This is a genomic window from Leclercia adecarboxylata (assembly GCF_006874705.1).
GTDB lineage: Bacteria > Pseudomonadota > Gammaproteobacteria > Enterobacterales > Enterobacteriaceae > Enterobacter > Enterobacter adecarboxylatus_C.
Genome location: NZ_CP035382.1, coordinates 3,880,246 through 3,896,783, shown reverse-complemented (window position 1 = coordinate 3,896,783; position 16,538 = coordinate 3,880,246). Strand labels below are relative to the sequence as shown.

Here is a 16,538-nt window from a genome sequence, read left to right as displayed (position 1 = left end):
CTAAGAACACACCCCAACTAGAACGAGAATTAAGAATGGAAAAATCACCCTCCTATCAGTCACTTGTGACAACTTTCCAGCGTCTCTCCCGCTTCTCCCATCTCTCTTCCATCGCCAGTTGGGACATGTTCACCATGATGCCCGCGGGCGGCAGCGCCGCCCGGGGCGAAGCGCTGGCAGAACTGAGCGTGCTGCAACATCAGATCCTGACCGATAAAAAAGTGGCCGACTGGCTGCGTAACGCAGAAAGCGAAGATCTTAACGACGTCGAACAGGCCAACCTGCGGGAAATGACCCGCCATTATCAGCAGGCCGCGCTGCTGCCAGAGTCGCTGGTTGAAGCCAAATCGCTGGCGGGCAGTAAATGCGAGCATGCCTGGCGCACCCAGCGTCCGGCGAATGACTGGCAGGGCTTTGCTGCCAACCTGAAAGAGGTGGTGAAGCTGAGCCGGGAAGAGGCCCGCCTGCGCGCCGAAGCCAAAGGCTGCACCCCTTACGATGCGCTGCTGGATATCTTCGAGCCGGACATGACCAGCGCCCGGCTTGACGAGCTGTTTGGCGATCTCAAATCCTGGCTACCGGATCTGCTGAACCAGGTTGTCGAGAAGCAGGCGCAGCAGTCCTTCGTGCCGCCGCAGGGCCCGTTCCCGACGGCGATCCAGCGCGAGCTGGGGCTGGAGGCGATGAAGACCCTTGGCTTCGACTTTAATGCCGGTCGCCTGGACGTCAGCGCCCACCCGTTCTGTGGCGGCGTGCCGGAAGACGTGCGCATCACCACCCGTTACGATGAAGACGAGCTGCTCAGCGCCCTGTTTGGGGTGATCCATGAAACCGGCCACGCCCGTTACGAGCAGAACCTGCCGCGCAACTGGCTCGGCCAGCCCATCGCCCTGGCACGCTCTACCGCTATTCACGAATCCCAGAGCCTGTTCTTTGAGATGCAGCTTGGCCGCAGCAAGGCGTTTCTCAACCACCTGCTCCCGGCGGTGCATGAGCGCTTCGGCAGCCAGGCAGCCTTCACGCCGGAGAACTTTATCGCCTGGAACCAGCGCGTTAAGCCGGGCTATATCCGCGTGGATGCTGACGAAGTGAGCTATCCGGCGCATGTGGTGCTGCGCTATGAGATCGAACGGGCGCTGATTAACGGCGAGATCGAGGTGGAGGACATTCCGGCCCTGTGGGATGAGAAGATGCAGGCGTGGCTGGGCCTGTCCACTAAAGATAACTACCGCAACGGCTGTATGCAGGATATTCACTGGACGGACGGCGGCTTTGGTTATTTCCCGTCGTACACCCTGGGTGCGATGTACGCCGCCCAGCTGTTCGCTGCTGCGAAAAAGGCCCTACCGAGATTGGACGCCGCCATCGCCGTGGGGGATTTCAGCGCCCTCTTCGACTGGCTGCGTCAGAACATCTGGCAGCACGGCAGCCGCTTCACCACCGCCCAGCTGATAGAGCAGGCGACCGGGGAGGATCTCAACAGCCGCTACTTCCGTGACCATCTTACCGCCCGCTACCTGTAACCCTCCGCGCCGGGTATCGTACCCGGCGCTGTACAATCCGTTACACGCCGTCACCAATCACTCACCGAAGCCCCGTAGTTTCAGGGATATAGTTCTTTCAACGGCCCCGCAGTGGGGTTAAATGAAAAAACCAATTCGAGGGTAGGATGATGAATAAAGTATTAGCTCTGGTTGTTGCCGCTGCAATGGGTCTCTCTTCTGCTGCATTTGCTGCTGACACCGTCGCCAACTCTGCTGCACCTGCTGCAACCGCGACCACCACCGCAGCACCGGCTGCGAAAACCGTGCACCACAAAAAACATAAAAAAGCTGCCGTCCAGAAAGCACAGGCAGCGAAAAAGCATCACAAAAAAGACGTGAAAAAAGCGGAAGCCGCTCCGGTTGCCCAGAAAGCCCAGGCAGCCAAAAAACACCACAAAAAACCAGTGAAACACGAAGCTGCAGCCCCGGCAGCTAAACCGGCTGCATAAGCCGACTTACCTTAACGTGCCCTGAGGGGCGCGTTGGTCTCCGGCGCTGAACCCCCAAGGTCGCAGCGCCGTTTTTCTATCCGGAGGGCGTTATGTTTCAGCGCTATCGGTTTGAGTTCATTCTTATAACGCTTATTTTGTGCGCACTTGTCGCCAGTGTGTTTTATATTTCCTGAGTGTAGCACGCTGATTTTACTCCCACTTTCGCGCTGTCCCGTCTATAGTTATTAACCAGGGTTCATATTTAATAATCATAATTATCCCCCTTCAGAGTGTGATATGCGTAAATCTGTTGTGGTTGTACTGGGAACGTTTTTTCTCTTTTCTGGGCTGAGTCATGCGGACGATGGCGGTGTCGACGCTGCGAACGTCAAAAAAGAGGTACAAACGCTGTTTTTTGGTCATGACGACCGCACGCGTGTCGCCGATCCTTCCCGCTCGCCGTGGGATGCCATTGGCCAGCTGGAAACCGCCAGTGGAAATCTGTGTACTGCGACCCTCATCACCCCTCAGCTGGCGCTGACCGCCGGCCACTGCCTGCTTGTGCCGCCACACGGTAAACCGGATACCGCCGTTGCCCTGCGCTTCGTGTCGCTAAAAGGCAGCTGGCGCTATGAGATCCACGGCATTGAAGGGCGCGTCCCGGCGTCACTGGGACGACGGCTGAAAGCCGACGGCGATGGCTGGATCGTGCCGCCTTCTGCCGCCTCCTGGGATTTTGGTCTGGTGGTGCTGCGTAATCCGCCATCGGGGATCACCCCGCTGCCGCTGTTTACCGGCGACAAAGACGCCCTGACCGCCGCCCTGAAAGCGGCCGACCGCAAGGTGAACCAGGCAGGCTATCCGGAAGATCATCTCGACGTGCTCTATACCCATCAGGACTGTATCGTCACCGGCTGGGCGCAAACCGGCGTGCTGTCGCATCAGTGCGATACCCTGCCCGGCGACAGCGGCTCGCCGCTGATGCTGAAAACCGCCGAAGGCTGGCAGGTCATCGGGGTACAAAGCTCCGCTCCGGCGGCGAAAGATCGCTGGCGGGCGGACAACCGCGCCCTGTCGATTACCGGCTTTCGTGACAAGCTGGAAGAGCTGGCCCGGCAGTGATTTAGCACTGCCGCCGCTGGCGTAGCGCCATGATCGCCTCTATCGGCATCGGCTGGCTGTACCAGAAGCCCTGCAGCTGATCGCAGCCCGCCAGCCGCAGCAGTTTCATCTGTATCTCGTTCTCCACCCCTTCGGCCACGACGGTCATCCCGAGGGCGCTGGCGATGCGCACCGTGCCGCTGACCAGAGCCGCGGCCTGCTCGTCATGATCCACCAGCCCGGCCAGCGATTTGTCGATCTTGATGGTGTCGAAGTTAAAGCGCCTGAGATAGCCGATGCTGGAGTAGCCGGTGCCAAAATCATCCAGCGCCACGGCGATCCCCTGGGCTCTGAGATTGTTGATAGCAGAACGCGCCCGCTCGGGATTTTCCAGAACGTAGGTTTCCGTCACCTCCAGCTGCAGGCGCGTGGCCGGGAAGTGGCTGACGTCGAGGGCGCCTTCCACTTTGGCCTCAAATTCCGGGTCGCGGAACTGCGCGGGCGAGATGTTGACCGACAGTTTCAAATCCGCATAAGGCTCCAGATCCTGACAGGCCCGGCGCAGAACAAACTGCCCCAGACCATAAATCAGCCCGCTGGTCTCCGCGATAGTGATAAACACGTCCGGCGGCAGCGGCCCCTCCGGGCGGCGCGGCCAGCGCACCAGCGCCTCCACGCTGACCATCTTCTGGCTGCGCGCATCGATGATTGGCTGATACCAGACATCGAACTCGTCGCGCTCAAGGCCGCTGCGGATCTGACTCTCAATCGCCACCTGGCGCTCACGCACGCTGTTCAGCTCCGTATCGTAGTGCGTCACCCGCCCCTTGCCGGTGATTTTGGAGTGGTACATGGCGATATCGGCGCGACGGAACAGCTCGGAGCTGGTGCACTCCACCAGGGTGCCGCTGGCAATACCGATGCTGGCGCCAATATGGATGGTGCGCTCCCCGACGCGGATCGCATTGTGCAGATAATCGAGAACAAAACCTGCAAAGGCGGAGGCCAGCGCTTCGGCGTTGTCCCCGCCGATGGTCATGGCAAACTCATCCCCGCCCATGCGGGCCAGCATGCCGTCTTTCGGCACGTTGTCGCGTAGCGCGCCGGCAATGATAACGATCAGCTCATCGCCCACCTCGTGGCCGTAGATATCATTGACGTCTTTAAAGCCGTCGAGATCGATAAAGACCACGCTTTTACGATCGGTATCGCCGCGCTGGCTCACCCGCTCCAGCTCTTCAATCAATGCCCGGCGGTTAGGTAAATGGCTGAGCCAGTCGGTGCGCGCCACCTTTCGCGCCAGGTTCTCACCGCGTGCCAGTTTATACAGCCCCACGCAGCTGAAGAGGATAAACAGCAGGATCAGCGCTGCGGTGAAGAGCACGATCTGGGTGATATCCAGCGAAGCAGCTTTGGCCGCGGCAGCCCCCGGCAGGCGCGGCTTCCACGACAGATACCCCAGCACCTCCCCCGAAGAGCTCTTCAGCGGCACGTTAACGTCGCTGACCTGCTCCGGGGTGAAGGTCAGGTCGTCGATCTGAAAGGTGTTTCCCAGATCGCGCAAAATTTGCGGATTGATGTGGCGGGTGATGACCAGAAAGCGGCGGGTATTGTCCCCCGCCTGCAAACTGCCTATCGTCGGGCGGATCAGTCCGACGCCCACGAAGGCGATCCCCGCCCGGGTGCGGGTGATCCCGGCATAGATGTTTTTATCCGATTTCAGGGCGTTGGTGTGCATCAGGATCAGCGACTTTAAGCCATCGCCAAAGAAGTCGAGGTTTTTTTCCGCGAAAGGCTGGCTTTTAAACGATCCCCACAGCACCCGGAAGCGTTCGTCGAGTACAAAGGTGCCGTCATACAGGTTATTGACCTTATAGCCCGCCCCCCAGGTGTTGTAGAGCCAGTCTATGTCCAGCGCCGGACGATAGGCTTCGCGCACCGCGTCATCCCAGACGGCGTTGTCGATCACCAGCGACCAGACCCGGTTAATCGAGGTCTGAACGGCGCCCTGCACGGAGAGGGCCGTACGCTGCTCGTCGATTTCATTGGCTTTACTGCTGATGAGGTTCAGCGAGAGGTACAGCAGGGTCACAACGGAGAAAATTAAGCCGAGCCCTGCCATAAAAATCATGACAAACAAAGTTTTCGCAGAGGGGATTTTACGCCAGCTTAAAGGGGTATGCATTCATTCCTCGTCCTTTTTAAGGCTTTCAGTCTAAGCGTAATACAGGAGATGAATTTCGCTGCCTGTAATGACAGGCAGCGACGTTATCAGGCCAGTTTTATCATGATCATCCCGGCCAGAAGCAGAAGCAGGCCAATCCAGCCCTTCTGGTTCAGCCGCTGACCAAACAGGATCCAGCCCGCCGCCAGCGTCGCCGCAATCCCGAACCCGCCCCACAGGGCATAGGCCACCGACAGCTCAATACCTTTAACCGCCTGCGACAGGGCGCTGAACGCGCCCAGTACCGCCGCAATCGACAGCAGACCATAGGCTTTGCGGCGAAAACCGTCGGAAAACTTCAGCAGCACGTTAGCGGCAATCTCCAGGACGATCGCCAGCGCCAGCCAGGCGCCATGTACCCACTCAAACTGTGGCATGGGTCGCCTCCTTGCGCTGTTTTACCGGTTTGCGGGTGCCGGATTTGATGAATATTATTCCCGCTACCAGCGTCGTCAGTCCGGCCATTTTCATCAGCGACAGCGACTCATCAAACAGTAAAACGCTAAACAGGGTGATTAAGAAAATACCTACCCCTTCCCATAATGCATAGGCTACGCCCAGCGCGATTTTTTTAACCGCAAAAGACAAGAAAATATAGGACAGCGCAATCATCGACAGCATTAAAATATAACCGGTGTGACCGCCGCTGACGCTGGCCCATTTCATTGAGAGGGTGCCGGTTATTTCAGCAATAATAGCCAGGGCTAAGAGGATCCAGTAAAACATGTTTTTCTCCTGCTTGAGAATATAATCCTTCGCGGCTCGCCAGTGGTGGCAGCCGGGTAAAAACGAATGAAGATTCAGCCGGGCGCAAGGCGCCAGCTCAGGCAGAGAGAGGGTCTACAGCGCGGTGCGCCAGTGTTGCTCGCCAGACAGCAGGCAAAAAGAGGAGAGTAAAACAGAGAGGTTTGAAAAATAGATCCTGAACAGATTGTCCATAAAATTACAATTATCTGCGGTGTTGCTTCTCGTCAGTGCAGATGAAAATTGTCTCCGGTAGTTAAACACAGCTGATTTTTACCATAAGCCAGGATTTTACTCAAAGCCTTTTCATTTCTTTACCCTCGCCGTTTGCGTTTGGTTAATTTATTAAAAGCGCCGCGCCGTTAGAATATATAAAAAGGACGGCATCAGGAGCCAGCATGGCCAAACCCATTATTACCCTCAACGGATTAAAAATAGTCATCATGCTCGGCATGCTGGTGATTGTGCTGACGGGGATCCGCATTGCGGCGGATATTATTGTGCCCTTTATCCTGGCGCTGTTTATCGCCGTGGTGCTGCACCCGCTGGTGCGGCGTCTGGTGCGCCTGCGTCTTCCTCGGGTGCTGGCGATCGTCCTGCCGATCCTGCTTATCGTGGTTTTTATGGCGTTACTGGTGGCCTATCTGGGCACCTCGCTGAATGAGCTGGCGCGCACCCTGCCGCACTACCGTACCTCGCTGGCCGTGCCTTTGCTGCATCTGGAGCCCTGGCTGCAGCGGGCCGGGATCGAAGTGTCGATGGAGGAGCTGCTGAAGTATATCGACCCTAATGCCGCCATGACGCTGGTAACCGCCCTGCTGGCGCAGCTCTCCAGTGCCATGACGTCTATCTTTCTGCTGCTGCTGACCGTGGTGTTTATGCTGCTGGAGGTGCCGCAGCTGCCGGCGAAGCTCCAGCCGCTGATGTCACGCCCGGTAGAGGGGATGGCCGCCATTCAGCGCGCCCTCGACAGCGTCTCGCACTATCTGGTGCTGAAGACCGCCATCAGCCTGGTGACCGGGCTGGTGGTCTGGGGGATGCTGGCGGCGCTGGAGGTACGGTTTGCCTTTGTCTGGGCTCTGCTGGCCTTTGCCCTGAACTATATCCCCAACATCGGATCCGTGCTGGCGGCCATCCCGCCCATTGCGCAGGTGCTGGTATTCAGCGGCTTTTACCCGGCGCTGGTGCTGCTGGCGGGGTATCTGATCGTCAACCTGATCTTCGGCAACATTCTCGAGCCCCGGTTAATGGGGCGCGGGCTGGGCCTCTCCACGCTGGTAGTTTTCCTGTCGCTGATCTTCTGGGGCTGGCTGCTGGGGCCGGTGGGGATGCTCCTGTCGGTGCCTCTGACCATTATCGTGAAGATTGCGCTGGAGCAGACCACCGGCGGCAAAAGTATTGCGCTGCTGCTCAGTGATATGAGCCGGGCGAACTAAGGATTATCGCGGGTAAAGTCCAGCAGCGGCTTGTGGGTACGCCCCGCCTGGCGGTAGCCGGCCAGCGCCGACGGCCAGGCACTAAAGGGGATCAGCATGGCGTCGCTGTACTGGCTCTCAGCCAGCAGCGGCCAGATTTCACTAAACGCCGCCTGCCACGCCTGCGGGCTAAGCGCCGCGAAGTGGTTGCGAATATGGAACCAGTGCGTCGGCGGAAAATGACGTTGTAACGAAAAGGGCTGGCCTGAGAGCAGCCCGTAGCAGACAAACGTTGCGCTGCTGCGCATCGAATTGAGGATGGTCTGGGCCAGCTCGCCGCCGGTGGCGTCATAGACAATGTCGCTGGACGCGGCGAGGGCGCGCACGGTATCGCTGTCCTGCTGCGCAACCGGGACGATCCCCATTGCCCGCAGCCTGTCGGCATGGATCGCCGAACGGTGAATGCCGTACACCGCCGTCGCCCCCCGCCGCTGTGCCCACTGCCCGAGCAGAATGGCGCAGTCCGACCCGGCGGCGGTCAGCAGTACCCGTTGACCCTGCACAGGCCAGAGGTTGAGCATCAGCCAGGCCGCCATCGGGTTGATAAACGCCCGCGCCGCCAGCGCGTCCTCAACGAAATCGGGAACCGGGATCGCCAGCGCCGCCGGGCAATCAACATATTGCTGCCAGGTGCCTTCCCCGCGCAGGGGCAAAACCCGCTGTCCCGGCAGAAGCGCAGCGCCGTCCGGAACGGCAATCACCTGACCCATGCCTTCATATCCGGCGATGGCGGGCAACGTGATGCGATGACGGTAGGCCCCGGTGATGGGGATCAGATCTGAGGCGTTGACCGGGGCGAGTCGCATCTGCACCCGGAGCATTCCCGGCTGTAGCGGCGCTTTTTCGCTGATTTCCCTCTGGAGTACAGATTCAGGTTCACCAAACTGGCGGTAGCGTAATGCGGTATTTTCCATGGATGCGCGGCGTTCTGTCAGAATCATTCAGCCCGCAAATGTACCATATCCGGGGTGTGTGCCAGCAGATACTCGCCCAGACGGGTAATGGCCTGCTGCTTACTGCTGTCGCCCGGCGACACCAGATAATAGCCATCGCCGGTGCGGACGATGCGTGAGAAGGGCCGCACCAGCAGGCCCTTCTCCAGCGCGTTCAGGCTCAGCGCGACATCGCCCACCGATACGCCGTGCCCGCGCTGGGCTAGCGGCTGCGTTTAGCCAGGCGCTCACGGGTTTCGAGCTTCGCCTCACTGGACTTGCGCAGTGCAACATAGCAGGCGCCGCTGCCGCCGTGATGCGGCTGGGCCACGGTAAACGCCTGTACCGCCTCGAACTCCGGCAGCCAGCGCGCCAGATAGCTGCGCACGATGTTGGCGTGGGACTTATCGTCGCGCCCTTTACCGTGAATGATAATCAGGTTACGCAAGCCGTCACGCTCCGCCTGGCGAATGAAGGTAAACAGCTGCTGGCGGCACTGCTCCACGGGCTGACGCAATAAGGTGAGGCTCGCCTCGCGGGGGTATTTGCCCGAGCGCAGCTTATCGAATACCCCCTGTTGCACCCCTTCCCGCTGAAACGCCAGCGGCTCTGCCAGAGGCAGAACATCCAGAAAGCCGGTAGTGAGAAAGTTATCCAACTGGCTGGTGTCCACAGGCTGGCGAGTGCGTGGGGTGGCGGCGGGCTGCCAGTGGACGTCGGTACAACGCCTGAGAGGCTGGACATCCTCCATCGCATCGAGAAAAAGCGATTTATCGTCTGGGTTCATGGCATCCTCCTGCTTAGCTGACAGGGTACTATACCTGCCCCTTTCACGTGGCTCAATGCGGCGTTACAGGTCGGTTAATCATTCCAAAAACAATAATTAATAAACTAAATTTAATGGATAATGCATGTGGACTGAAATTAATTTTTATTAATGATTAACTTTATGACTTACATTAAATTTTTATGATCCCGTTACGTTAATTCCTTTATTTATCACTAAAAGATGTTATATATGAAGTTATCTGCACAACGGAAATAATAAGCAGAGTTGCATCTGGAGCAATGCTGTGTGTACTGTGGAGTCTGTTGGATGTCGACGGGCTCCATTTTTTTATCCTTATACTGTCTAATAAATAACCTGCCGGGCATGACGTCTGAATTGTGTGATTAATGAGGTGGTCAGCGGTGTCTGTCGGGAGTCCCTTCGTTGAATAAGGTAATAGGTCGCTTTCGGTAACGGCTCTTTCACCGGCAACATCACCAGCCTGTTGGCCAACAGCGGGTCGCAGCCCAGCTCCTGCGGCAGTATGCTGAGAAAATCGCTCTGCGCCACCAGGCTAATACAGGACGAAAAGGTCTCACATACCACGCCAATATGGGGGATCTGATCCCGGTGGGAAAACATCTCCTCCAGTTGCTTATAATAACTGCCTCGCGGGGTTGGCATCGTCCAGCTATATTTCAGCAACGCATTAATGGATTCCGCACCTATTGCCGGATGATCTGCCCGACAAAATATCGCAAAAGGCTTCTCAAACAATTTTTCGAACGTGAATTCATGATCATACGGCCCCTGGTAATAGGTATTGATGGTAAAATCAAGCTCCCCCTGGCGTAATTCATTAATCATCGAAACTAATTGCCCCTCCATAATACGCACCTTGACCTGCGGGTGCTGCTGATGGAAACGGGTAATGACCGCAGGCATTAACAGGCGGGCAATACTGGCGCCCATGCCGATATTAATCTGCCCGGCCTGCTGGCCCTGCCGCTGGCGAATATCGTCCTGCGCGCTGCGTAACTCTTCAAGTATCAGCCTGGCGTGCTGGTAAAAACTCTCTCCGCACTCGGTTAAGGTCACCCCTTTGCTGCGGCGGATGAATAGCTGCGCCGCGATGCCCTCTTCCAGCTCTTTAATCGATTTGGTTAACGCCGGCTGCGACAGGTTCAACACCCGACCCGCCCCACGGATGCTCCCCTGCTGTGCCACTTCCACAAAGGCTCGCAGCTGATGAAATTTTACCTGGAATGTCATGTCGGCACCGATAACCGTTGTCTATCAGAGTAAAGAAACTGTCATCTACTGTAATGGAATTGATTGTGCCAGGGTAAGCCACGAACGGTTAAATCTGTGAAAAAACGGTTAGTGATAAGTAAAAACTATCACAGTGTGAAGGAGTTCACATATTCTAATGATGACAGGAAACGATATGCATACACTGGCGCAGGACCTGCAAACCCTCTTCCCGCAACTCATCGCCTGGCGACGCGATTTCCATCACTTTGCGGAGTCAGGCTGGGTGGAGTTCCGCACCGCGGCAAAAGTCGCAGAGATACTGGATCAACTGGGCTACACGCTGGCGATGGGCCGCGACGTGGTCGATGCCGACAGCCGGATGGGTCTGCCCGACGAGGCCACCCTGGCCCAGGCCTTTGCCCGCGCGCGTCAGCAAGGTGCGCCGGAAAAATGGCTCAGCGCCTTTGAAGGCGGTTTTACCGGCATTGTTGCCACGCTGAATACCGGCCGCCCGGGGCCGACGCTGGCGTTTCGGGTCGACATGGACGCGCTGGATCTGGATGAATCCATCCAGGGTGACCATCTCCCCGCCCGGGAAGGCTTTGCCTCCTGCAACAGCGGCATGATGCATGCCTGCGCCCATGACGGCCACACCACCATTGGCCTCGGGCTGGCGCACCTGCTGATGCAGTACCGCTCGCAGCTGAACGGCACCATCAAACTCATCTTCCAGCCTGCCGAAGAGGGCACCCGCGGCGCGCGGGCCATGGTCGCCGCCGGCGCGCTTGACGGCGTGGACTACTTCACCGCGATCCACATCGGCACCGGCGTGCCGGCGGGCACCGTGATCTGCGGCAGCGATAACTTTATGGCCACCACCAAATTTGATGTGCGCTTTACCGGCGTGGCCGCGCACGCGGGCGGCAAACCCGAAGAGGGTCGCAATGCCCTGCTGGTCGCCGCCCAGGCAGCTCTTGGCCTGCACAGCATCGCCCCGCACAGCGAAGGCGCGTCCCGCGTGAACGTCGGCGTAATGCAGGCGGGCAGCGGTCGTAACGTGGTCCCCGCCAGCGCGCTGCTGAAGGTAGAGACCCGCGGCGAGAGCGAAGCCATTAATCACTATATGTTCGAGCGCGCAAAAGCGGTCATTGACGGCGCGGCGGCGATGCACGGCGTCAGCACCGAACTGCGTCTGATGGGCGCAGCGACCTCCAGCGTCCCCTCTCCGGCATGGGTGAACTACCTGCGCGAGCAGGCATCGCAGGTTGCCGGTGTGGAACAGGCCATCGATAAGGTAAAAGCCCCTGCCGGATCGGAGGATGCCACCCTGATGATGGCCCGCGTTCAGCAGAACGGCGGTCTCGCCTCCTATATGGTCTTTGGCACCACCCTCAGCGCTGGACATCACAACGAAAAGTTCGATTTCGACGAGTCGGTGATGCCGATCGCCATCGAAACCCTGGCGCGTACCGCGCTTAACTTCCCGTGGACGCGAGGTGTGTAATGGAGAATATCTACCGTTTTATTGAGGATGCCATCGATACCCGATGTCAGCTTTTCACCGGTATTGCCGATGAGATCTGGGATCACCCGGAGACCCGTTTCGAAGAGTTCTGGTCCGCCGAACGGCTGGCCTGCGCCCTGGAAGAGGCCGGCTTTAGCCTGGTCCGCGAGGCGGGCGGCGTGCCGAACGCCTTTATTGCCAGCTACGGCGAGGGTAAACCGGTGATTGCCATTCTGGGGGAGTACGATGCCCTGGCAGGCTTAAGCCAGCAGGCGCACTGCGCCACACCGCAAACCGATACCCCGGGCGCCAACGGCCACGGCTGCGGGCATAATCTGCTCGGCACCGCCGGGCTGGCGGCTGCGGTGGCGGCAAAAAGCTGGCTGGAGCAGCACGGCGGCAGCGGCACCCTGCGCTTTTACGGCTGCCCTGGCGAAGAGGGCGGTTCGGGTAAAACCTTTATGGTGCGCGAAGGGCTGTTCGACGACGTCGACGCCGCCGTCACCTGGCACCCCGAGGCCTTCGCCGGAATGTTTAACGTCAGCACCTTAGCCAACATCCAGGCAGCATGGCGTTTTCACGGTACCGCAGCCCATGCCGCCAACTCTCCGCATCTGGGGCGCAGCGCGCTGGACGCCGTCACCCTGATGACCACCGGGACCAACTTCCTCAATGAACACATCATTGAAAAAGCGCGCGTCCACTACGCCATTACCGATACCGGCGGGATCTCCCCGAACGTGGTGCAGGCCCAGGCGGAGGTACTGTACCTGATCCGCGCCCCGGAAATGGCCGACGCGCAGCAGATCTATGAGCGGATCGAAAAGATTGCCCAGGGTGCCGCGCTGATGACCGAAACCACCGTCGAACGCCGTTTCGATAAAGCCTGCTCCAGCTACCTGCCGAACCGCACGCTGGAGGTCGCGATGTACAGCGCCCTGCAGCATTACGGCACCCCGGCGTGGAGCGATGATGAGCGCGCGTTTGCGGCGGAGATCCGCGCCACCCTGACCGATAACGATCTGCAAAACAGCCTGAAAAATATCGCCGCCACCGGCGGGGAAGACGGCAAGCAGTTTGCCCGTCGCCATCAGCACACCCTGCTGGTGGACGAGGTGGCCCCGTATGCCATTACTGATAACGTCCTGGCGGGCTCCACCGACGTGGGGGATGTCAGCTGGAAAATGCCGGTCGCCCAGTGCTTCAGCCCCTGCTTTACCGTCGGCACACCGCTGCACACCTGGCAGCTGGTGGCCCAGGGCCGCACCTCCATCGCCCATAAGGGGATGCTGCTGGCTGGTAAAGTGATGGGTGCCACCGCGCTGGCGCTGCTGCAGGATCCGGCGCTGCTGGCCGCCTGCCGCGAGGAGTTTACGCAACAAGTAACCGAAAAACCGTACGTCTGCCCGATCCCAGAAAACGTGACACCGTCACCTTTAAAATAATAAAACACAACAACATAACACTCCCGAGGAACGCCCATGAGTATGTCATCCATACCTTCGCATTCCCCATCCGGCAAGCTCTATGGTTGGGTTGAAAGGATCGGCAATAAAGTGCCGCACCCTTTCCTGCTTTTCGTTTATTTGATTGTGATCCTGGCGGCAGCCACCGCCGTGCTGTCGGCCTTTAACGTCAGCGCCCGCAATCCGGCCGATGGCAGCATGGTCGTTGTCAAAAATCTGCTGAGCGTTGAAGGGCTGCACTGGTTTTTACCTAATGTGATTAAAAACTTCAGCGGCTTTGCCCCGCTGGGGGCGATCCTGGCCCTGGTGCTGGGTGCCGGCCTGGCCGAACGTTCCGGCCTGCTGCCTGCCCTGATGGTGAAAATGGCCTCTCACGTCAGCGCGCGTTACGCCAGCTATATGGTGCTGTTTATCGCCTTCTTCAGCCATATCTCGTCCGATGCGGCGCTGGTGATCATGCCGCCGATGGGCGCGCTGATCTTCCTCGCCGTCGGACGCCATCCGGTGGCGGGCCTGCTGGCAGCCATTGCCGGTGTCGGGTGCGGTTTTACCGCCAACCTGCTGATCGTCACCACCGACGTGCTGCTCTCCGGCATCAGCACCGAAGCGGCCAAAACCATTGATGCCGCGATGCACGTCAGCGTGATCGACAACTGGTACTTTATGGCCAGTTCGGTGATTGTGCTGACTGTTGTCGGCGGGCTGATCACCGACAGGATCGTTGAGCCGCGTCTGGGCAAGTGGCAGGGCAGCAGCGACGAGAAGCTGGATGCGTTGTCGCCGGAGCAGCGCCGCGGGCTGCGCGTTGCCGGGGGTGTATCGTTGCTGTTTATCGCCGCCATCGCCCTGATGGTGGTGCCGGAGAACGGCATTCTGCGCGATCCGGTCCAGCACACCGTACTGCCCTCGCCGTTTATTAAAGGCATCGTGCCGCTGATCATCCTGTTCTTTTTTGTGGTGTCGCTGGCGTACGGCATCGCCACCGGGAAAGTGCGTCGTCAGGGCGATCTGCCCCAGCTGATGATCGAGCCGATGAAAGAGATGGCCGGGTTTATCGTGATGGTGTTCCCGCTGGCGCAGTTTGTCGCCATGTTCAACTGGAGCAACATGGGCAAGTTTATGGCGGTGGGCCTGACCGACCTGCTGGAAACCGCCGGACTGAGCGGCGTGCCCGCCTTCGTCGGCCTGGCGCTGCTCTCCTCCCTGCTGTGCATGTTTATCGCCAGCGGATCGGCCATCTGGTCGATTCTGGCCCCTATCTTCGTGCCGATGTTTATGCTGCTCGGCTTCCATCCGGCGTTTGCGCAGATCCTGTTCCGCGTGGCGGATTCATCGGTGATCCCGCTGGCCCCGGTGTCGCCGTTCGTACCGCTGTTTTTAGGCTTCCTGCAGCGCTATAAGCCCGAGGCCAAACTGGGTACCTACTATTCGCTGGTGCTGCCGTATCCGCTTATCTTTTTAGGAGTATGGTTGCTCATGTTGGTGGCGTGGTATCTTGTCGGCCTGCCCATTGGGCCGGGAGTGTACCCGCGACTGAATTAAGGAAGAGCACAATGCTGAGATTACTCGAAGATAAAATTGCTACCCCGCTGGGGCCGCTGTGGGTGATTGCGGACGAGCAATTTAACCTGCGCGCCGTGGAGTGGGAGGAGCACAGCAACCGGATGGTGGAACTGCTGAATATCCACTACCGGGCGCAGGGCTACGAGCGCATCAGCGCCAGCAATCCGGGCGGACTTAGCGATAAGCTGACCGCCTGGTTCGAGGGCGATCTCAGCATTATCGACACTCTGCCGACCGCCACGGCTGGCACCCCCTTTCAGCGTGAAGTGTGGCAGGCGTTGCGATCCATTCCCTGCGGCCAGGTGATGCATTACGGTCAGCTGGCGGAACAGCTTGGTCGCCCCGGCGCAGCGCGCGCCGTGGGTGCGGCGAACGGGTCAAATCCGGTCAGTATTGTGGTGCCCTGTCACCGCGTTATTGGTCGCAACGGCACCCTGACAGGCTACGCGGGCGGGGTGCAGCGCAAAGAGTGGCTGCTGCGTCACGAGGGCTATTTATTGCTGTAGTTCCAGGCTTTTAGTGCTTAATTTTCCTTAAGTTAGCGATAAAGTCCGCAGCTAATTTGTGGAATTTCAAGAAGATGCTGGCGCATTCACGCTTCTTGTCCTGATTGATGGTTTACCAGGCTTACGTAGGGTCCAAAAAGATGTTAAAATTGACCAATATCAATTAAGGCTTGAGCAAACCTATGATCCCGGAAAAGCGAATTATTCGACGCATTCAGTCTGGCGGTTGTGCTATCCATTGTCAGGACTGCAGCATCAGCCAGCTCTGTATCCCGTTCACCCTGAATGAGCACGAGCTGGATCAGCTTGATAATATTATCGAGCGTAAAAAGCCGATTCAGAAAGGGCAAACGCTGTTTAAAGCGGGAGACGAACTGAAATCGCTGTACGCTATCCGTTCTGGCACCATCAAGAGCTATACCATTACCGAACAGGGCGACGAGCAGATCACCGGCTTCCACCTGGCGGGCGATCTGGTGGGCTTTGATGCGATCGGCACCGGTAACCACCCGAGCTTCGCTCAGGCGCTGGAAACCTCAATGGTTTGCGAAATCCCGTTTGAAACTCTGGACGATCTGTCAGGCAAAATGCCTAACCTGCGCCAGCAGATGATGCGTCTGATGAGCGGTGAGATCAAAGGCGATCAGGACATGATCCTGCTGCTGTCCAAAAAGAATGCCGAAGAGCGTCTGGCCGCGTTTATCTATAACCTGTCCCGTCGTTTCGCCGAACGTGGTTTTTCTCCGCGTGAGTTCCGTCTGACCATGACCCGTGGCGATATCGGTAACTACCTGGGCCTGACCGTTGAAACCATCAGCCGTCTGCTGGGTCGTTTCCAGAAAAGCGGCATGCTGGCGGTAAAAGGGAAATATATCACCATCGAAAACGGTGAAGCGCTGGCGGTGCTGGCGGGCCATTCCCGTAACGTGGCATAAACCTCTCCGATTCCCCTGCCAGATCGATAATTTTACTGATTTATTGATCTGGCAAATCTTCCCCTCTGTTTCATTTCAGATATATAGGTT

The 16,538-nt window shown here is 58.4% G+C and carries 16 protein-coding genes; 9 read left to right on the top strand and 7 right to left on the bottom strand.

Going from position 1 to position 16,538, the window contains the following annotated elements; genetic code table 11:
* The first annotated feature begins 35 nt into the window (after window positions 1-35).
* From ES815_RS19580 to ES815_RS19570, 3 genes are all read left to right on the top strand, one after another.
* Complete coding sequence (locus ES815_RS19580; protein ID WP_142489298.1) at window positions 36-1,523, top strand: carboxypeptidase M32; 1,488 nt, start codon at window positions 36-38, stop codon at window positions 1,521-1,523.
* 149 nt (window positions 1,524-1,672) lie between these two features.
* Entirely contained in the window at window positions 1,673-1,993 is a 321-nt protein-coding gene (gene asr, locus ES815_RS19575) for an acid resistance repetitive basic protein Asr (RefSeq protein ID WP_142489297.1), read from the top strand.
* 279 nt (window positions 1,994-2,272) lie between these two features.
* The gene (locus ES815_RS19570) at window positions 2,273-3,097 is read left to right on the top strand and encodes a trypsin-like serine peptidase (RefSeq protein WP_142489296.1); all 825 of its coding nucleotides are present in this window, start codon (window positions 2,273-2,275) and stop codon (window positions 3,095-3,097) included.
* A gap of 1 nt (window position 3,098) precedes the next feature.
* Here ES815_RS19570 and ES815_RS19565 read toward each other — a convergent pair whose 3' ends face one another.
* The 3 genes from ES815_RS19565 to mdtJ all read right to left on the bottom strand — a co-directional run bounded on the left by ES815_RS19565 (window position 3,099) and on the right by mdtJ (window position 6,026).
* Window positions 3,099-5,261, bottom strand: coding sequence for an EAL domain-containing protein (locus tag ES815_RS19565; RefSeq protein ID WP_142489295.1), 2,163 nt, complete (start codon window positions 5,259-5,261; stop codon window positions 3,099-3,101).
* An 86-nt stretch (window positions 5,262-5,347) separates the two neighbouring features.
* A complete protein-coding gene (gene mdtI, locus ES815_RS19560) occupies window positions 5,348-5,677 on the bottom strand; it encodes a multidrug/spermidine efflux SMR transporter subunit MdtI (RefSeq protein ID WP_142489294.1) in 330 nt (109 codons plus the stop codon).
* On the bottom strand, window positions 5,664-6,026 hold the full coding sequence (mdtJ, locus tag ES815_RS19555; protein WP_142489293.1) for a multidrug/spermidine efflux SMR transporter subunit MdtJ: 363 nt from the start codon (window positions 6,024-6,026) through the stop codon (window positions 5,664-5,666). Before mdtJ ends, mdtI begins: the two co-directional genes overlap by 14 nt.
* Before the next feature lie 416 nt (window positions 6,027-6,442).
* Here mdtJ and ES815_RS19550 point away from each other — a divergent pair, with 416 nt between their 5' ends.
* Window positions 6,443-7,480, top strand: coding sequence for an AI-2E family transporter (locus ES815_RS19550; RefSeq protein WP_142489292.1), 1,038 nt, complete (start codon window positions 6,443-6,445; stop codon window positions 7,478-7,480).
* Here the strand turns inward: ES815_RS19550 and ES815_RS19545 are convergent.
* From ES815_RS19545 to ES815_RS19530, 4 genes are all read right to left on the bottom strand, one after another.
* Window positions 7,477-8,433 carry a zinc-dependent alcohol dehydrogenase family protein gene (locus ES815_RS19545; RefSeq protein ID WP_142489291.1) on the bottom strand — a complete coding sequence of 319 codons (957 nt, stop codon included), beginning with the start codon at window positions 8,431-8,433 and terminating at the stop codon, window positions 7,477-7,479. The two genes, ES815_RS19550 and ES815_RS19545, sit on opposite strands and share 4 nt — an antisense overlap.
* A gap of 23 nt (window positions 8,434-8,456) precedes the next feature.
* Window positions 8,457-8,651 (bottom strand): hypothetical protein, encoded by a 195-nt coding sequence (locus ES815_RS19540; RefSeq protein ID WP_142489290.1) that lies wholly within the window; start codon window positions 8,649-8,651, stop codon window positions 8,457-8,459.
* A gap of 23 nt (window positions 8,652-8,674) precedes the next feature.
* A complete protein-coding gene (gene smrA, locus ES815_RS19535; protein WP_142489289.1) occupies window positions 8,675-9,238 on the bottom strand; it encodes a DNA endonuclease SmrA in 564 nt (187 codons plus the stop codon).
* A 345-nt stretch (window positions 9,239-9,583) separates the two neighbouring features.
* On the bottom strand, window positions 9,584-10,492 hold the full coding sequence (locus ES815_RS19530; protein WP_142489288.1) for a LysR family transcriptional regulator: 909 nt from the start codon (window positions 10,490-10,492) through the stop codon (window positions 9,584-9,586).
* Window positions 10,493-10,667: 175 nt separating this feature from the next.
* Between ES815_RS19530 and ES815_RS19525 the strand changes: the two genes are divergently transcribed.
* From ES815_RS19525 to fnr, 5 genes are all read left to right on the top strand, one after another.
* Window positions 10,668-11,978, top strand: coding sequence for a M20 family metallo-hydrolase (locus ES815_RS19525; RefSeq protein ID WP_142489287.1), 1,311 nt, complete (start codon window positions 10,668-10,670; stop codon window positions 11,976-11,978).
* A complete protein-coding gene (locus ES815_RS19520; protein WP_142489286.1) occupies window positions 11,978-13,423 on the top strand; it encodes a M20 family metallopeptidase in 1,446 nt (481 codons plus the stop codon). Before ES815_RS19525 ends, ES815_RS19520 begins: the two co-directional genes overlap by 1 nt.
* 36 nt (window positions 13,424-13,459) lie before the next feature.
* The gene (gene abgT, locus ES815_RS19515) at window positions 13,460-14,986 is read left to right on the top strand and encodes a p-aminobenzoyl-glutamate transporter (RefSeq protein ID WP_142489285.1); all 1,527 of its coding nucleotides are present in this window, start codon (window positions 13,460-13,462) and stop codon (window positions 14,984-14,986) included.
* Between the two features lie 11 nt (window positions 14,987-14,997).
* Entirely contained in the window at window positions 14,998-15,513 is a 516-nt protein-coding gene (gene ogt / locus ES815_RS19510; RefSeq protein ID WP_142489284.1) for a methylated-DNA--[protein]-cysteine S-methyltransferase, read from the top strand.
* Between the two features lie 182 nt (window positions 15,514-15,695).
* Window positions 15,696-16,448, top strand: a complete 753-nt coding sequence (gene fnr / locus ES815_RS19505; protein ID WP_032617879.1) for a fumarate/nitrate reduction transcriptional regulator Fnr — start codon at window positions 15,696-15,698, stop codon at window positions 16,446-16,448.
* Window positions 16,449-16,538: the final 90 nt, after the last annotated feature.